This is a genomic window from Lutimonas saemankumensis, assembly GCF_020171465.1.
GTDB lineage: Bacteria > Bacteroidota > Bacteroidia > Flavobacteriales > Flavobacteriaceae > Lutimonas > Lutimonas saemankumensis.
This window is the reverse complement of the sequence record NZ_JAIUZR010000006.1, coordinates 368,540-386,542: the sequence shown is the minus strand read 5'-3', so window position 1 is coordinate 386,542 and position 18,003 is coordinate 368,540. Positions and strand designations below refer to the sequence as shown.

Here is an 18,003-nt window from a genome sequence, read left to right as displayed (position 1 = left end):
TGAACTCTAAATCCTTTTCTTCGCTCTCTTCCCTACTTCAAATTTCTTTAACCCTGAAAGCGGGTGCAAAACTAAAACCATTTTTTAAAACCACCAAATAAAATCTGAAAATAATTTTATCGAAAATTTTAATCCCTGATTTTGCCGTAAACATCCGGACCATCACCTAGCAATAGTCACAAAAAAAAGGGACTGCAAATTTATAACCCTTTTCTCTAAACAGCAAATAAAAACACATTTTTATTTACTTTTTTGTTTACCTAATAATTCAAAAGAACTATCCCGCAAAAAACGGGACTGCAAATCTAAAACAAATCCCAGAAACAGAAAACAATTTGGGTGCCAAACTTATTAACAATTGACTGATTTTTAAGAAGCATTATAAACTATTATAGCTATCGAGTTGATCCTTAAAAACTTGAAGACGTTCAGTAAAGGAATACAGAGGTAAATTAATTTCGTTTACTGACTTATTAAGGTCGAAACCTGTGCTAACAGGTCTTTCTGCAGGAAGCTTTAAGGCATTTGTTTCAACTGGCTTGATCAAATTTTTGTCGAGACCGAATTCATGGGCCACGGCAATTGCAATATCATATATACTCATCAAGCTATTACACGATACATTAAAGACTCCCTGAGCCTCGTTCATAACGGCGAGCCAGCAAGCTTCTGCCAGATCTTCTGCATAAGTTGGCATTCGCAACTGGTCGGTAACAACATTTATTTCTTTCCCCAGTTCCAGGGAATTCTTGACCCAAAGTACAATATTGCTTCGATCATTTCTATCCACCATTCCGTAGACGAGAATGGTTCGAAGTATGGAATGTTTGATGCCGGAGGATCTTAACAACTCTTCAGATTTCCATTTGGACAGTCCATAATGATTAACGGGACAAGCTGGATCATCTTCTGTATAAAGACCTGCCTTGTTACCGTCAAAAATAAAATCAGTGGAAAGATGCACAACATAGATATCCCTATCTCGACAATAATCTATAAGATTGGCTACAACCTCAATATTCATTTTATCGCAATCTTCAGGATTCAATTCACAGGCATCTACATTGGTCATGGCTGCTGTGTGAATTATAATGTCCGGAGATATTTGTGACAAAGTTTCAATCAAGATCTTTTTGTCCAGAAGATCAATATCAATATAATGGTATCCTTTTTTATCGGACAATCTGTTTTCACCTCTGGAAAGTGCAAAAATCTCGTAATTTACCTTACCCTTAAACAACTTGACCAGCTTTTGACCCAACAATCCGTTACTTCCGGTTATGACCAGCTTTTTGACCATTACACAATTTTCTAAAATAGTTTATTCAGCTTTTGAATTTCTTCGGGCCTTCCAATTACGATAAGCTTTGATTTTGGGACGAGTATGGTTGAGGCATCGGGATTGATCATATATTCCTTATCAGGTGTTTTAAAACCTATCACCGTACAGCCTGTCCTCTTTCTCAAATCAAGGTCAAGAATGGATTTATTGGTATATTCTTCAGGAAGATTTTCGATAACGAGTTCTTCTATATTTGATGAACTCTCCCCTTCAATGGAAAGCCTGTCAATAAACTCTATAATATCCGGGGTAACAACCAGTGAGGCCATATGGGCACCACCAAGCTTATCAGGCATGATTACATTGTCTGCCCCTGCTACTTTCAATTTTTTGTAAGAGGTATCGATTGAAGCTCGGCTAACAATTATGCAACTGTCATTCAATTGTCTTGCAGATAAAACAACATATAAATTATCGGCGTCTGATGGTAATGTTGTAATTAAACTTGCGGCCCTGTCAATTCCGGCAGCCATTAATACCTCATCATTGGTTGCGTCTCCGCGGACATAAAGCATGTCACCCTGCAATTCTATCTCTTCAATTAAGTCCGGATTGCTCTCCACAATGACACAACCTTTATTGTAGCTTCCCAATTTGGCCATTGCCTGTTTCCCATTTCGGCCGAATCCACAAACAATAGTGTGATTCTCCAGTTTCTGAATTCTTTTCTGTACCTGCTTCATTTTGAGTTCTTCAATAAATTTATTGTTAGCTATATAATCTGTGATTACCGAAATAATATAACCAAACAAGGTAATACTTGTTATAATCAAGAATATCGTAAAAATTTTCGATTCTGAATCGAGTGGCTCCACTTCCTTGAATCCCACGGTAGAAATTGTAATTACCGTCATATACAAGGCGTTCACCCATTCATAATCAGCAATCAGAATAAAACCTGTGGTACCAATAAATATCAACAGGAACAACAACCCCAGGGCTGTGTAGAATCTTGACTTTATAAATCCACTTTTAAATGCCAATTCAATATAGATTAGATGTTACAGATCAAAAACTGATGTCCTTTTCGTATAGATCATATCCTTTAATCTTAACAAAAATGCCAGGGTCAGGTAAATTCCAAAAGACAACCCAACCGTAACAAATGAAATATAGATAAAGAAAAGTCTGACATTAGTTGCTCGAATACCCAGTTTATCAGCAAATCTGGCCGACACATCAAATCCTCTTATCTCAAAAAAATGCCGTATGGAATGAATAAAGTTCAAGCTTCAATTTTTAATGCAATTTATAAAAATAAAATTTACAATACATGTATAATTTAAAACTGCTCTCAATTAATTAAATTTGCTCTTTTTTCACCTTTATATATGAGTATAAATCATGATAGCATAGAAGTTCTCGGAGCAAGAGTTCACAATTTAAAGAATATTGATGTTAGCATCCCGAGAGAAAAACTTGTCGTTATTACTGGTATCAGTGGCAGCGGGAAGTCTTCACTTGCTTTTGACACGATTTATGCTGAAGGTCAGCGAAGATATATTGAGACTTTTTCAGCCTATGCCCGTCAATTTCTAGGGGGGTTGGAAAGACCTGATGTTGACAAAATCGAGGGTCTGTCACCCGTTATAGCCATTGAACAAAAGACAACGAGCAAAAGCCCAAGGTCAACGGTAGGTACGATTACAGAAATTTACGACTTTTTGAGGCTTCTGTATGCCCGTGTTGGTGTGGCCTATTCATACAATACGGATGAAAAAATGGTAAGCTATTCCGATGAGGAGATACACTTACTGATCAGTCAGGACTTTTTTGAAGAAAAGGCAATGATCCTTGCTCCGGTGGTTAAGTCCAGAAAAGGACATTATCGTGAATTGTTTCAGCAAATCTCCAAACAAGGTTTTCTGAGGGTCAGAGTTGATGGTGAAATCAGAGAAATTGAAAGAGGCATGAAACTGGATCGTTACAAGACTCATGACATAGAAATTGTGATCGACAGGCTGGTGATCAATGAGAACGCTTCCAAACGGCTGATGGAAAGTATCAAAACTGCCATGTATCACGGAGATGAAACCCTGATGATAGTAAAGCAAAATGATGATGGAAGCATCTCAGGACCAAGATATTTTAGCCGTAATCTTATGTGCCCCTCCACAGGTATTTCTTATCCAAAACCCGAACCTAATTCATTTTCTTTTAATTCGCCAAAAGGAGCCTGTGAAAACTGTAATGGTCTTGGAAAAGTTCAACAGATCAATCTTAAAAAAATTATTCCGGACGAAAAGGTTTCCATAAAAAACGGTGGCCTTGCCCCTTTGGGGGAATTAAAAAAATCCTGGATTTTCAAACAACTGCAGCATATTGCTGATAAGTTTGGTTTCGATTTGTCAGACCCGGTTAGCGAAATACCCAAAGAGGCAATGACCCTGATTTTATATGGTGGTAAGGAAAAACTTGAAATAAATTCTAAAGAACTTGGAGTTTCAAGAAGGTATGATATTGATTTTGAAGGGGTGAGTAATTTTATTCAGTCTCAACACAAAGACAGTCATTCGGGTTCCATAAAAAGATGGGCAAAAGGTTTTATGGATGAAGTTGATTGTGGCGTATGCCAGGGAGGGCGTCTGAAAAAAGAAGCTTTACATTTTAAAATCAACGAAGCGTCAATAACGGATCTTTCCAATATGGATATTGATCATCTTGCCCTTTGGTTTGAAAATCTGGAATCCAAACTGACCGACAAGCAACGCATAATCGGAGAAGAAATAATCAAGGAACTAAAGACCAGAATAAGGTTTTTGCTGGATGTTGGATTGAATTATCTTTCCTTATCCCGAGGTTCCAAAACCTTGTCAGGTGGTGAAGCCCAGAGAATAAGACTTGCAACTCAAATTGGTTCTCAGCTTGTTGGGGTATTGTACATTTTGGATGAACCAAGTATTGGACTTCACCAAAGAGATAATATCAAACTCATAGAATCACTTCAGAAACTGCGCGATCTTGGAAATTCCGTTTTGGTCGTGGAACATGATAAGGATATGATGATCGCTTCAGATTGTGTCATAGATATTGGTCCGGAAGCCGGAAAACACGGCGGTGAAATTATAAGTAACGGGAGTCCTGAGGACTTGTTAAAAGGCAATACTTTGACGGCTGAATATTTAAACGGGACAAAAACATTTCCTATTCCTGAGTTCAGACGGAAGGGAAATGGAAAGCAGATCGTACTTAAAGGTGCCTCCGGAAACAATCTCAAAAACGTCACCCTAAAGGTTCCTCTGGGTAAGCTGATCGGAGTAACGGGCGTTTCAGGTAGCGGAAAGTCTACGTTGATCAATGAAACCCTGTATCCCATTCTCAACAGGCATATTTATAAATCAGTCAAAGAACCCTTGCCCTTCACCTCTATCGAGGGGCTGGAGCATGTTGACAAGGTTATCGATGTTAATCAAACAGCTATCGGCAGGACTCCTCGATCAAACCCTGCTACATATACAGGGGTTTTCAGTGAAATTCGGAGCCTTTTTGCAAAAACTCCTGAAGCACAGATTCGAGGCTACAAACCCGGCCGGTTTTCGTTTAATGTGAAGGATGGCCGCTGTGAAACATGCAAAGGAGGAGGGGTTCGTGTTATCGAAATGAATTTTCTGCCGGATGTGGAAGTTGAATGCGAAACATGCCAGGGCAAAAGATTTACGCGGGAAACACTCGAGATACGATACAAAGGAAAGTCCATTTCTGACGTATTGAATATGACCATTGAAGAGGCGGTCAAATTCTTCGAACATATCCCAAAGATTTATTTAAAACTAAAGACCATTGAAGATGTTGGACTGGGTTATATTACCCTTGGTCAGCAATCAACCACCCTCTCAGGTGGAGAGGCACAGCGAATCAAACTTGCGGCTGAGTTATCAAAAAGAGATACAGGAAATACATTTTACATTCTGGATGAACCCACAACAGGATTGCATTTTGAAGATATCAGCATATTGATGAAAGTTCTGAATAAATTAGTGGATAAAGGCAATACGGTCCTGGTGATCGAACACAACCTGGATGTAATTAAATTGTGTGATCATTTGATCGATATTGGAAAAGAAGGTGGAATGAAAGGTGGGAAAATCCTGTGTGCAGGAACTCCCGAAGAAATCAGTTTGAGCAAACAAAGTTATACGGCAAGGTTCTTAAAAAAAGAATTACATTTATAGAATTGCAGGAGAAATTGAAAATATAGTTGCCTATGTCACCGAATGAAGAGAAAAAAATACGAGAAAAGCTAAAACAAAAAACCTGGAACGAAATCAAGACTAATGATTCCTGGGCCATTTTTAAGGTCATGAGCGAATTTGTCGATGGGTATGAAAAACTCAGTAGAATAGGTCCATGCGTAAGTGTTTTTGGATCTGCCAGAACCAAGCCCGGAGATACCTACTATGAATTAGCTGAAAATATTGCATTTAAGCTGACGCAGCACGGATACGGGGTCATCACAGGAGGAGGGCCCGGAATCATGGAAGCTGGCAACAAAGGTGCTCACAGGGGTGGTGGTGTATCTGTTGGCCTGAATATTGATTTGCCCTTCGAACAAAAAGACAATCCATATATAGACAGGGACAAAAACCTGGAATTCGATTATTTTTTCGTTCGTAAGGTTATGTTTGTCAAATACGCTCAGGGATTTGTTGCCATGCCGGGTGGCTTTGGAACCCTGGATGAGCTTTTTGAGGCCATGACTCTTATTCAAACAAAAAAAATAGGAAAATTTCCGATCATTTTAGTTGGTTCTTCCTTTTGGGCAGGACTAATTGACTGGATCAAGGAAGTGATGATCAAAAAAAATGCAAATATTAGCGAGGGGGATCTCGATTTATTCAAAATCGTTGATACTGCCCAGGAAGTAGTGGACATTATTGATAATTTCTACAACAAACATCAACTAAGCCCAAATTTTTAAGTTTATAGACTATTTAAAAAATGAATTTGTGCGAAAGAAAAAGTTCATATTAACTTTTCTGATTTTACTGCCGTTATTTTTTTTCGGACAAAACAATAAGATGTCCCTTAAGGCTGTCCTGATGCAGGATTATAAAATTCTGATAGACCAGGACATCACCTATTTCAACCCATCTGACAGTATACTGGATACGATTTACTTGTTGAACTGGGCCAATGGATATAAAGATAAAACAACCCCTTTAACACGAAGATTGATAGAGGATTATGATAAAAGCCTTTATTTTGCAAATATCAAGGACCGGGGATATTCCGCCATCAGAACGCTTACCTGCGATAATTCTAACGTCCTTTTCTACGAACTTAAGGGTGCCTCGGACATTCTAAAAGTAGTACTCCCCAAACCTTTGGGACCCGGGGAATCAACAAAAATTCAAATAACTTATGAAGTCAAGGTACCCAAAGACAAATACACGCGTTATGGGCGTAATCCTCTTGGATACAAACTCAGGTACTGGCACCTTACCCCGGCGGTATTTGATAAAAAATGGCACCTGTTCAGTAACCTGAATATGGATGATCACTATATGCATCCAGCAGATATTGAGATTGAGTTCTCCATACCCCTGGGCTATACCTTAAATTCAGATCTTGAACAGGAAGTTGAGATCAAAGAGGATCATGTATTGTACAGATTAAGTGGTAAGAACCGCCTTGACACAGAGTTAAGCATTCAACCCAGAAATGATTATTCTGTATACCCTACTTCCGGTCCGGATATCATTACGAACCTAAAAAGTAAGAATCTGACCGAAAATATAAAAGCTGACGTCCTTCAAAGACAGCTTGACTTTATTGCCGATCACCTTGGAAAGTATCCTCATTCAAAATTAATGGTTAGCCAGACTACCTATCAGAAAAGGCCCGTTTACGGCTTTAATCAATTGCCAAAAAAATTAAATCCCTTCTCGGATATTTTTGAATGGGATATCAAAATATTTAAAGCATTGACCGAACGCTATATTGAAAATACGATCCTGACCAACCCACGTGAAGATAATTGGCTTGCAGATGGAATTCAGATCTACTTAATGATGGAATATGTAAAACAATTTTATCCCGAGGTAAAAGCCATTGGTAATATCTCTAAAAAGTGGGGTATCAGAAGGTACAATATTGCAAAATTAGATTTCAACGGAAAATATCCTTTTGTTTATCAGTTTTCCACCAGAAAACAATTAGACCAGTCCCTGACTACAAGGGCAGACTCCTTGTCAAATATTAATTTAAAGCTGGTCAATAAATATAAGTCAGGGCTTGGGTTAAGGTATTTGGATGCCTATCTTGAGAAAGACATCATAAGATCCAGTCTAAGGTTATTTTACAGGGAAAATGCCTTAAAACTATCTACAACTGACCAGTTCAACCGTATTTTAATATCCAAGGCGGATAAGGACCTCAATTGGTTCTTCGATGATTACCTGACTACCAATAACAAGATCAACTATACGATTGACAAAATTAAAAAGGATGAAGATTCAGTTCATGTCACGATCAGGAACAGAAGTAATTTTTCGGCACCAATGCTTCTTTACGGGCTGGACAAAAAATCCGTAAAATTCGAACAATGGATCGAACCGTTGGAGGATGAGACCACAGTAACTGTTCCGAAGAAGGACATAGATCGCCTGAATCTTAATTATGAATACCTTATTCCTGAGGATAATCTAAGAGACAACTGGAAAAAACTTGATAAAAAGCTTCTAAACAGGCCTTTAAAAGTTACTTTTTTCCGAGATATAGAAAACCCCTACTATAATCAGGTATTTTATAAACCTTTTGTAGGGTATAATTTTTATGATGGGTTCATGCTGGGTCCAACCATTTATAATCAGGCCCTTTTCAAGAAAAAGTGGTTATTCATTGCCTCTCCGGTCTACGGATTCAAAAGCAACGAACTAACCGGGGGGCTGGGATTCGCCTACGAACATTTACCTCAACAAACAAGTGTCTACAGGTATCGGGCCGGTTTTTCAGCCAGCCGGTCTCATTATGACAAGGACCTTGCATTCAACAGGTTCACCCCATTTGTAAGTATAGATTTCAAAAGAAATTCTTTACGCGACGTAGGAGGAAAGGCGCTGACAGCAAGATATGTAATGGTAGACAAGGAATTACCTGATGATGTTGTAAACCCTGAAACGTACAAATACAATATACTCAATTTCCGGTATGGTTATTCAAAGCCGGAAATTGTCAATGACCTTAGGTACTTTGCCGATTTTCAGTACCAAAAGGATTTTAGCAGGGTTTCCTTTGATGTTCGGTACAGAAAGCTGACAAATATAAATCGTTACCTGGATTTCCGACTATACTTTGGAGCCTTCCTGTTTAACAATACAACAACTGATTTTTTCAGTTTTGCCTCAGACCGGCCCAGTGACTATTTATTTGATCTGAATTATCTTGGGCGATCAGAAAGTTCAGGGTTTTTAAGTCAAGAAATCATCATTACTGAAGGAGGGTTTAAAAGTATATTTGAAGATCCCTATGCCAATGAATGGATTCTCAGTACGAATGCGAGTATAAGCGTTTGGAGATGGATTGAAATATACGCCGACGCAGGATTCTTAAAAAACAAAAATGAAAATCCAAGATTTAAATATGACTCGGGAGTAAGGCTAAATTTCATCCACAATTTTCTTGAAGTTTATTTCCCTCTTCAATCGAGCCTGGGTTTTGAACCTGGATTCTCTGATTATGCCTCAAGAATTCGCTTTGTACTGACGCTGGATTTCGAAAGAATTTACAACCTTATCAAAAGAGGATTTTACTAATTCATCTCTGAACAAAATATTTTACATAAGATTAACCACTCTTTTACAGGCATTTAGATCAGCCAGAAAATGCCCTTATTTTTTGTATATTTGCTCAACTCCTAAAGTCTTACTTATATGATCAAAAAGACGGTTGAATCTCCAAAAAAATTGTCATTTCTAGAATTTAAAAATGAAGTCCTAAAAGACTATAAAACTGCAATAGTAAGCAGGGAATGCAGTTTGTTGGGAAGAAGAGAGGTTTTGACCGGGAAGGCGAAGTTTGGAATCTTTGGAGGAGGGAAGGAAGTCCCGCAGCTCGCTATGGCCAAGGCGTTTAAAAAAGGGGATTGGAGGTCTGGGTATTACAGGGATCAGACCTTTATGATGGCCATTGGTGAGTACAATCCAAGACACTTTTTTTCCAGTTTATACGCACATCCCGACATTGCGGCTGATTCATTTTCTGCCGGCCGACAGATGAATGGCCATTTTGCCACCCATTCCCTCGATGAGGACGGTTCCTGGAAAAATCTTAAAGACCAGTATAATGTCAGTTCGGACATCTCCCCTACCTCGGGACAGATGCCAAGACTTTTAGGGCTTGCCGAAGCCTCAAAAAAATTCAGAAAATTAGAAGGTCTTGATAAAGAAAATATCCTTTCGGATCAGGGCAACGAAATCGCCTGGGGAACCATTGGTAATGCCAGCACATCCGAGGGCCCGTTTTTTGAAACCATAAATGCTGCAGGAGTACTTAAGGTACCTATGGTCATTAGTATATGGGACGATGAATACGGAATTTCAGTCCATTCTAAATACCAGACTACAAAAGAGAGTATATCAGAAATTCTTAAAGGTTTCCAGCGGGATGGCGACGGAGACGGTTATGAAATTTTTGTTGTCAATGGATGGAATTACACTCAATTGGTTGACGTGTACACCAAAGCAGCAAAAATAGCCAGAGAGGATCACGTTCCTGTATTGATCCACGTGAAAGAATTAACTCAACCTCAGGGCCATTCGACCTCCGGATCTCATGAAAGATATAAAAGTAAAGAGAGGCTTGCCTGGGAAAAGGAACACGATTGTATTGCCAAGATGAGAGAATGGATCCTGAATTTTGAGCTTGAGGACCAGGATGGTGAAGTTTTGAAGTTTGTTGAAAATGAGCAGGAATTGAAAGATCTTGAAAAAGAAGCCAAGACAGAAGTCAGAAAGGCAAAAACAGACTCTTGGAGAGCCTTTCTAGAGCCTATGTTAAAGGAAAGAAAGGAGCTGCTCGCCCTTCTGGAGAAAGCAGCAAAAAAGAGTGAGAATGAGATCTTTCTTGAAAAATTAAAAAGGGAACTTGAAGCCATTGACGAACCGATTCGTAAAAATATTTTAACCATCGGAAGAAGGAGCCTGATCTATCTGAGAAATGAGGAATTTAAGGAAAAAGAGTTACTTCAGAACTGGCTGAAGGACTATATGCAGCTTCAACAACCAAAGTACAGTACCCATCTTTACAGTGAGCTCGATTCCAAAGTGACCAACGTTTCAGAAGTTGAAGCCGAATACGATGATGAGGCCGAAGATGTAGATGCAAGGCTGATTCTCAGGGACAATTTTGATGTTTTACTTGGAAAGCATCAAAAAATTATGATTTTCGGTGAAGATTCCGGGAAAATAGGAGACGTTAATCAAGGACTCGAAGGGCTCCAGGAAAAGCATGGAAAGGAAAGAGTTTACGATACGGGAATAAGAGAGGCAACTATTATTGGTCAGGGAATTGGAATGGCTATGAGAGGTCTTAGACCGATTGCTGAGATACAGTATCTGGATTACATATTTTACGCAACGCAGGTTCTAACTGACGATCTTGCCACTTTGAGATACAGAACCTTTGGCAAACAGGTTGCCCCATTGATCATCAGAACGAGAGGTCATCGACTCGAAGGTATCTGGCACTCTGGGTCCCAAATGGGAAGTCTGATCAATTTGGTTCGAGGCGTTTATCTTCTGGTCCCGAGAAACATGACTAAAGCTGCGGGCTTCTATAATGCACTCATCCAATCTGACGAGCCAGCTATTGTGGTAGAAAACCTGAATGGATACAGGTTGAAGGAACGAATGCCTGTAAATCTGGGAGAATTCACTACACCCATTGGCGTTGTTGAGACTGTAAAAGAAGGTAATGATATCACCCTGGTGTCTTATGGATCAACTTTGCGACTGGTGGAAGAAGCATCAAAAGATCTGTCACAGGTAGGAATTGATGCGGAAATCATAGATGCACAATCCTTGTTACCCTTTGATATTGAAAATGAGGTTTTGGAAAGTGTTAGAAAAACGAATCGACTTGTGGTTATTGATGAAGACATTCCGGGTGGAGCATCAGCTTATCTTCTTGAAGAAATTGTGAATAAACAAGGTGCCTATAACTATCTGGACAGTAAACCGACAACCATAACCGCTCAGGCACACAGACCGGCCTATGGTACGGACGGTGATTATTTTTCCAAACCTTCTGTAAATGACATATTTGAAGGAGTGTATAAAGTGATGCAGGAAAGTGATCCTGCTAAATTCAAGAGTTTATACTTCTGATGACTGTTTATCATTCGCTATAGACACCTGATTTACGGTCTTAAAATTGATAAATTATTTTATTGAGGGGAAAAATACTTACCTTTGCATTTAAATTATTTGTTCGGGACAACTATATCCCTGAATTCAACAGCTGCCTTTTTAAATGACATGATGATGAGCAAACGTTTTTTGTTGTTTTTTGCTTTGACGCTCTCCCTGGTGGCCACAAATGTTTGTGCTGTAAACCGCGAGTACGAGGTTTTGATTGAAATTGAGGACTTCGAAATATATGCCCGGGAGTTATATTTGGAGCTCAATGAGCCGGATCTGGAGTACGACGCTTTTGAGACCGCTCTTAAAGGATATGTCAAGCTCCAGAAGGAGGGGCAGATCATGGAACACAGCCTGCTAACCGTGATAGACATGAGTGTCTCAGCTAATCGCAATCGATTCTTTTTGATCGATATTGACAAGAAAAAGGTAATACATAAAAGCATTGTAGCTCACGGGAGAAATTCAGGAGGAGAATTTGCAAAATATTTCTCTAATGAAGTAGGGTCCTTTAAAAGCAGTATCGGCTTCTATAAAACGGGAGAAACCTATCATGGTAAACATGGCTTGTCCCTTAGACTTGATGGCCTTGAATACACTAATAATAATGCCCGAAAGAGGGCGATTGTGGTGCATGCAGCCGATTATGTCAGTTCCGTATTCATTAAAAAGAATGGCAGATTAGGTCGTAGTCTTGGATGCCCTTCACTTCCTAAAGAAAACTACGACGAAGTTATCCACAGGATCAAAGGCGGATCCCTTCTGTTCATTTACTATCCGGAAGAGAATTATTTGAAAAAATCACTTCTGGCAAATTACAGAATTTAGCTCAACTGAGAATTCTTTTAACTCAATAAACTTTTGTTGATTCTTTTTACCAAACCAGGGCCTTCATAGATAAAGCCCGTATACAGTTGAACAAGATCTGCTCCTGCCGCCAATTTTTCTTTGGCATCCTCTTCAGAATGAATTCCACCTACTCCAATGATCGGAAATGCTTTATTGGATTTATCAGCCAGGTAACGAATAACTTCGGTAGACCTTTCTTTTACAGGTTTTCCGCTTAAACCCCCAGTTTCATCTTTGTGTTCAGATTTCAGGCCATCTCTTGAAATCGTGGTATTGGTTGCTATGACTCCTGCAATTTTCGTTGAACTGACAATATCAATAATGTCCTGCAGTTGATCATTCGTTAGGTCCGGTGCTATTTTTAATAGAATGGGTTTGGGTTGTTTTTTCTGATGATTGGCGTCCTGAAGGGTTTGAAGCAACTTGGTTAAAGGCTCTTTGTCCTGAAGCGCTCTTAAATTGGGCGTATTGGGAGAACTTACGTTTACTACAAAATAATCCACAACCTCGAAAAGTTTCTCAAAACAGATCATATAATCGTCAATGGCCCTTTCATTTGGAGTTACCTTGTTCTTGCCTATGTTCCCTCCTATAATGATATTCGACTTTTTCTTCTTGAGGCGTTCAACAACCACATCTACCCCATCATTGTTAAACCCCATTCTGTTGATCAGGGCCTCGTCCTCCTTTAAACGGAATATTCTCTTTTTTGGATTCCCGGGCTGTGGTTTGGGTGTAACCGTGCCTATTTCAACGAACCCAAAACCATAATTCGCAAATTCATCAAAAAGAAGTGCATTTTTGTCAAATCCCGCAGCAAGACCAACAGAATTCTTAAACTTCAGGCCAAACAGATTCTTTTCCAATTCAGGGTCTTCAATCTTAAAGATGTTGCGAGTAACTGAAGGAACCAGAGGAATCTTCATCAATGTTTTTATCGCAGAAAACGAAAAATGATGAATTTTTTCCGGGTCAAACCGGAAGAGAAACCTTCTGACAACTGATTTGTACATATCAAATATTTTTTTACCTCAATTCAGCTTTAAAATTCTTCTTAAAGCCCTCTTGCAATTTGTTCATGATCTTATCGATCTGTTTATCGGTAAGTGTCTTTTTATCATCCTGCAAAATAAAACTCATGGCATAGGATTTTTTACCCTCAGGCAATTTATCACCCATATAAACATCAAAAAGGTCCATATCTTTTAAAAGCTTTCTTTCACTCTGAAATGCAAAATTGTATAGATCGATGAACTCAATGTTTTCATCCAGCAATAGAGCCAAATCACGCCTTACTTCCGGGTACTTTGGTAATTCAGAAATTTTGATGCTGCTCTTTCCGGCATTTTCAATAACCCTGTTCCAGTCAAAATCAGCAAATAGAACCTCTTGCTTGATACCAAACTCTTTCAGGAGATTCGTTTTCAGAACACCAAATTCAACAATTCGGGTTTTTCCCAAATAAAGGCTGATCCCTTCTGAAAAAATGTCATTTTTGACCTTACCGTATTTAAGGTTCTTCAGACCCAATCCTTCCAGAAGTGATTTGATTATTCCTTTTAAATAAAAGACATCTGTTGAGCCATCATTCTGCGCCCAGTTCTCTTTAGACCTGCTTCCGGTAATCACAATGGACAGGTGCTTGTTTTCAACATAGCCACTGTCAAATTTATGGTAAGTATTACCAAATTCAAAAAGCTTTAAGTCACTGTTTTTTCTATTGATATTATAGGACAAACTCTCGAGCAAACCAAATAACATGGATTGTCTCATCACAGCCAGATCACCACTTAAAGCATTTAGGATATTGACGTTTCTTTCTTCATTCAAATTCTCAGAAATACTCGAATAATCCGGTTTTGTCAGTGAATTATTCATCGCCTCATAAATTCCATTGGAAATCAAAAAACCTGCAGCCCTCTGCTCGATTTTTTCTTTAGTCCATTTTTCAGAGCTCGAAACGGAAGTCTTTATTTTTTCAGGGATAGATATGTTGTTATAGCCATAAACCCTTAGAATTTCTTCCACGATGTCCGCTTCTCTTGTAACATCTACACGATATGCAGGAATGGTCAAACCAAGTCCGGATTGCGTCTGATGATTAATCTTTATGTCCAGTGACGCAAGTATATCTTTAATGGTGTCAGTGGAAATCTCTTCTCCTATCAATTTAAAAGCCTTTTCATAAGAAAAATTGACTTGAAAATCTTCTATTTTATTTGGATACAGATCTGTAATTTCTGAAACTATTTTACCATTGGCCAGCTGGGCAATCCAAATCGCCGCACGCTTCAATGCATAAACTACTGCGTTTGGATTAATCCCTCTTTCAAACCGAAAAGAAGCATCTGTATTCAGACCATGTCGTTTTGCTGTTTTTCGTATGGATACAGGATCAAAATATGCCGCTTCCAAAAATATGCTTTTGGTTTCTTCGGTCACACCCGAATTCAATCCTCCAAAGACACCTCCAATACACATGGGGTTATCCTTTGCGTCACAGATCATAATATCATCCTCGTGCAATTCCCTTTCAACACCATCAAGGCCCAAAAAAGGGGTTCCGGCAGGGAGGTTTTTAACAACAACCTTTCCTCCCTTGATCTTATCCGCGTCAAAAGCATGTAAAGGCTGTCCAAGGCCATGTAGAATGTAATTGGTGATATCTACGACATTATTGATAGGACCCAGTCCAATTGCCTTTAATTTGTTCTGAAGCCAGGCAGGAGATTCCTCAATTTTAAGATCCGTGATCGTGATTCCGGCATATCGCGGAACCTGATCATAATCATCAACTTCAACCTTTATATTAAAGGTTCTTTCATCAATGTGGAAATCACTGACCGACGGTGTATTCAATTTGGTTTGTATTTCTTCCATTTGAAGAAGTCCTGCATAAAGGTCTCTTGCTACACCAAGATGACTCATAGCATCTGCCCTGTTCGGTGTTAGGCCAATTTCAATAACCTTATCATTATACAGCTCGAAAATGTCAGCAGCAGCGGAACCAACCTTTGTATCTTCCGGCAAAACCATAATTCCGTCATGGCTTTGACCCAGGCCCAACTCATCCTCTGCACATATCATACCATGACTCAATTCACCTCTGATCTTTCCTTTTTTAATTTTAAAGTCTTCTCCCTGATCCGTATACAGCACCGTACCAATGGTTGCCACCGGCACTTTCTGGCCCCTTGCTACATTTGGAGCCCCACATACGATCTGTACCGGACTGCCATCACCTAAGTCTACCTGAGTAACCTTTAGTCTGTCCGCATTTGGATGCTGCTCACAACTTAGAACTTCACCTACGACAACCCCATTCAGGTTTCCCTTAACAGATTCATAAGATTCAATACCCTCTACTTCCAATCCCAAATCAGTAAGAATCTCACTGACCTTTTCAACGTCCAGGTCAATGTTCAAAAATTCTTTCAACCAATTGTATGATATCTTCATTGTAAAAATTTTAACGGTTCAAAATTAAGTAAAATGCTTCTTTTAAAGAGCCTTAAACCCTCAGAAACTCCTTAATTTTTTCAGCTGCAAAGATATACAATTGAACCAGTAATGATATAGCTTATACCCAAGAATTTTTAACTCTTTAGAACGATTTTAAATATTAATTTAATTTCCCTATTTTGCGATTTTAATAATTTAAACACATGTCTACAGAAATAACAAGAATTTTTGATTTCGCATATTATCAACTTGATAAATATAACCTCTCTAAGGCATTCGTGTCGAAAGTGACCGGAGAATGGGTGGCTACCTCAACCAAAGAATTTGTGGCCAAAGTGAATATTGTGAGTCGAGGTTTACTTGCCTTGGGTGTAAAACCAGGAGATAAAATTGCGCTCATTTCATCCACCAATCGGACCGAATGGAACATTCTTGATATCGCCTTACTTCAGATCGGAGCCGTAAACGTTCCTATTTATCCAACGATCAGCGAGAAGGATTATGAGTATATTTTCAATCATGCCGAAGTTAAATTCTGTTTTCTATCCGACGAGATTTTATTTGAAAAAGCAACAGCCATTGAAAAGAACGTTAAAAGTTTAAAACGAATTTTTTCATTTGACAAGATTAAGGATTGCGCCTACTGGGAAGAAGTTTTTACCCTTGGGTCAGACGAGGGCCTGCAGGAGAAGGTGGATAAACTTAAAGATAAGGTGAAGCCAGGTGACCTTGCCACGATCATTTACACCTCGGGTACTACAGGAGTTCCCAAAGGAGTTATGCTTTCCCATAACAACTTGGTGAGCAATGTTCTGGACAGCGTCCCAAGATTACCCCTTGAAAAAGGAGAAAGCACCGTTTTGAGTTTCCTTCCGGTCTGCCACGTTTTTGAGCGTATGTTACACTATCTGTATCTGTATTCAGGATTGACCATACATTTTGCGGAATCCATTGAAAAAATAGCCGATAACATAAAAGAAGTGAAACCACACTTCATGAGTGTGGTACCCAGATTACTAGAGAAAATATACGACAGTATCATTGCCAAAGGTGCGGATCTTACGGGAATTAAAAAACGCCTTTTCTTCTGGGCCGTGGAAACAGGATTGAAATACGAACCCTATGAAAGGAATGGATGGTACTACGAGAAAAAACTGAAGCTCGCCAATAAACTGATCTTCAGTAAATGGAGGGCGGCCCTCGGAGGAAATTTGTCTACGATGGTTTCGGGCTCTGCGGCCTTACAACCCCGATTATCAAGAATTTTTGCAGCTGCCGGTATGCAGGTCATGGAAGGCTACGGCCTAACCGAAACCTCCCCGGTAATTTCTGTCAATATGTACGAAGGTGAAAATTTTAAAATTGGTTCCGTTGGAAAAGCGATTGATAATGTGGAAATCAAGATCGCAGATGATGGAGAGATCTTGATAAAAGGTCCCAATGTAATGCAGGGATATTACAAGGATCCTGATAAAACAGCGGAGGTCATGACAGATGACTTTTTCCATACAGGTGACAAAGGAGAATTAGACAAAGACGGTTTTTTAACCATTACGGGAAGAAAAAAAGAAATTTTCAAAACCTCGGGAGGGAAATATATCAGTCCAACTCTACTTGAAAATGAAATGAAGCAATCGCGTTTTATTGAGCAGATATTAGTCATTGGAGAAGGACAGAAAATGCCGGCCGCTATCGTACAGCCAAATTTCGAATTTGTCAAGGAATGGGCAAAACGACATGATGTGAACTGTGGTAATACCCCTGAAGAGATGGCCTTCAACCAGGACGTTAAGAAGAGAATCAAGGAAGAAATAGACCTTGGAAATCAAAATTTTGGCAAATGGGAAACCATCAAGAAGATGGAGTTGACACCTGAGATCTGGTCTGTAGACAACAACCTCCTTACCCCTACATTCAAACCCAAAAGAGAGGTCATTCTGAAAAAATACAAACATCTTTATGACAAAATTTACGGATCCTAGATTTATATCA

At 39.1% G+C, this 18,003-nt stretch carries 11 protein-coding genes; 6 read left to right on the top strand and 5 right to left on the bottom strand.

Features of this window, described 5'->3' with window-relative positions; genetic code table 11:
• Positions 1-379: 379 nt before the first annotated feature.
• The 3 genes from LCM02_RS15860 to LCM02_RS15850 are packed head-to-tail and all read right to left on the bottom strand — an operon-like array spanning position 380 to position 2,571.
• Positions 380-1,300, bottom strand: coding sequence for an SDR family oxidoreductase (locus LCM02_RS15860; protein WP_224932240.1), 921 nt, complete (start codon positions 1,298-1,300; stop codon positions 380-382).
• Positions 1,301-1,311: 11 nt separating this feature from the next.
• The gene (locus LCM02_RS15855; protein ID WP_224932238.1) at positions 1,312-2,325 is read right to left on the bottom strand and encodes a potassium channel family protein; all 1,014 of its coding nucleotides are present in this window, start codon (positions 2,323-2,325) and stop codon (positions 1,312-1,314) included.
• A gap of 18 nt (positions 2,326-2,343) precedes the next feature.
• Positions 2,344-2,571, bottom strand: a complete 228-nt coding sequence (locus LCM02_RS15850; RefSeq protein WP_224932236.1) for a PspC domain-containing protein — start codon at positions 2,569-2,571, stop codon at positions 2,344-2,346.
• A 102-nt stretch (positions 2,572-2,673) separates the two neighbouring features.
• Here LCM02_RS15850 and uvrA point away from each other — a divergent pair, with 102 nt between their 5' ends.
• From uvrA to LCM02_RS15825, 5 genes are all read left to right on the top strand, one after another.
• Positions 2,674-5,514, top strand: coding sequence for an excinuclease ABC subunit UvrA (gene uvrA, locus LCM02_RS15845; protein WP_224932234.1), 2,841 nt, complete (start codon positions 2,674-2,676; stop codon positions 5,512-5,514).
• Positions 5,515-5,546: 32 nt separating this feature from the next.
• A complete protein-coding gene (locus tag LCM02_RS15840) occupies positions 5,547-6,260 on the top strand; it encodes an LOG family protein (protein ID WP_224932224.1) in 714 nt (237 codons plus the stop codon).
• A 100-nt stretch (positions 6,261-6,360) separates the two neighbouring features.
• Positions 6,361-9,096 (top strand): aminopeptidase, encoded by a 2,736-nt coding sequence (locus tag LCM02_RS15835; RefSeq protein WP_224932222.1) that lies wholly within the window; start codon positions 6,361-6,363, stop codon positions 9,094-9,096.
• A gap of 117 nt (positions 9,097-9,213) precedes the next feature.
• Positions 9,214-11,667 carry an alpha-ketoacid dehydrogenase subunit alpha/beta gene (locus tag LCM02_RS15830; protein ID WP_224932220.1) on the top strand — a complete coding sequence of 818 codons (2,454 nt, stop codon included), beginning with the start codon at positions 9,214-9,216 and terminating at the stop codon, positions 11,665-11,667.
• 84 nt (positions 11,668-11,751) lie between these two features.
• Complete coding sequence (locus LCM02_RS15825; RefSeq protein WP_224932218.1) at positions 11,752-12,528, top strand: murein L,D-transpeptidase catalytic domain family protein; 777 nt, start codon at positions 11,752-11,754, stop codon at positions 12,526-12,528.
• A gap of 17 nt (positions 12,529-12,545) precedes the next feature.
• On the opposite strand, the gene LCM02_RS15820 is transcribed toward LCM02_RS15825, so the two are convergent.
• The gene (locus LCM02_RS15820) at positions 12,546-13,562 is read right to left on the bottom strand and encodes a quinone-dependent dihydroorotate dehydrogenase (protein ID WP_224932216.1); all 1,017 of its coding nucleotides are present in this window, start codon (positions 13,560-13,562) and stop codon (positions 12,546-12,548) included.
• A gap of 13 nt (positions 13,563-13,575) precedes the next feature.
• Positions 13,576-16,008 carry a phenylalanine--tRNA ligase subunit beta gene (pheT, locus tag LCM02_RS15815; RefSeq protein ID WP_224932214.1) on the bottom strand — a complete coding sequence of 811 codons (2,433 nt, stop codon included), beginning with the start codon at positions 16,006-16,008 and terminating at the stop codon, positions 13,576-13,578.
• Between the two features lie 206 nt (positions 16,009-16,214).
• On the opposite strand from pheT, the gene LCM02_RS15810 reads away from it, so the two are divergent.
• Positions 16,215-17,993, top strand: coding sequence for an AMP-dependent synthetase/ligase (locus LCM02_RS15810; protein ID WP_224932212.1), 1,779 nt, complete (start codon positions 16,215-16,217; stop codon positions 17,991-17,993).
• Positions 17,994-18,003: the final 10 nt, after the last annotated feature.

Bases quoted from the DNA above. Each gene is read 5' to 3' on its own strand.
- pheT (WP_224932214.1), bottom strand. From the start codon at position 16,008: ATGAAGATATCATACAATTGGTTGAAAGAATTTTTGAACATTGACCTG.
- LCM02_RS15810 (WP_224932212.1), top strand. From the start codon at position 16,215: ATGTCTACAGAAATAACAAGAATTTTTGATTTCGCATATTATCAACTT.
- LCM02_RS15840 (WP_224932224.1), top strand. From the start codon at position 5,547: ATGTCACCGAATGAAGAGAAAAAAATACGAGAAAAGCTAAAACAAAAA.
- LCM02_RS15835 (WP_224932222.1), top strand. From the start codon at position 6,361: ATGTCCCTTAAGGCTGTCCTGATGCAGGATTATAAAATTCTGATAGAC.
- LCM02_RS15860 (WP_224932240.1), bottom strand. From the start codon at position 1,300: ATGGTCAAAAAGCTGGTCATAACCGGAAGTAACGGATTGTTGGGTCAA.
- uvrA (WP_224932234.1), top strand. From the start codon at position 2,674: ATGAGTATAAATCATGATAGCATAGAAGTTCTCGGAGCAAGAGTTCAC.
- LCM02_RS15830 (WP_224932220.1), top strand. From the start codon at position 9,214: ATGATCAAAAAGACGGTTGAATCTCCAAAAAAATTGTCATTTCTAGAA.
- LCM02_RS15820 (WP_224932216.1), bottom strand. From the start codon at position 13,562: ATGTACAAATCAGTTGTCAGAAGGTTTCTCTTCCGGTTTGACCCGGAA.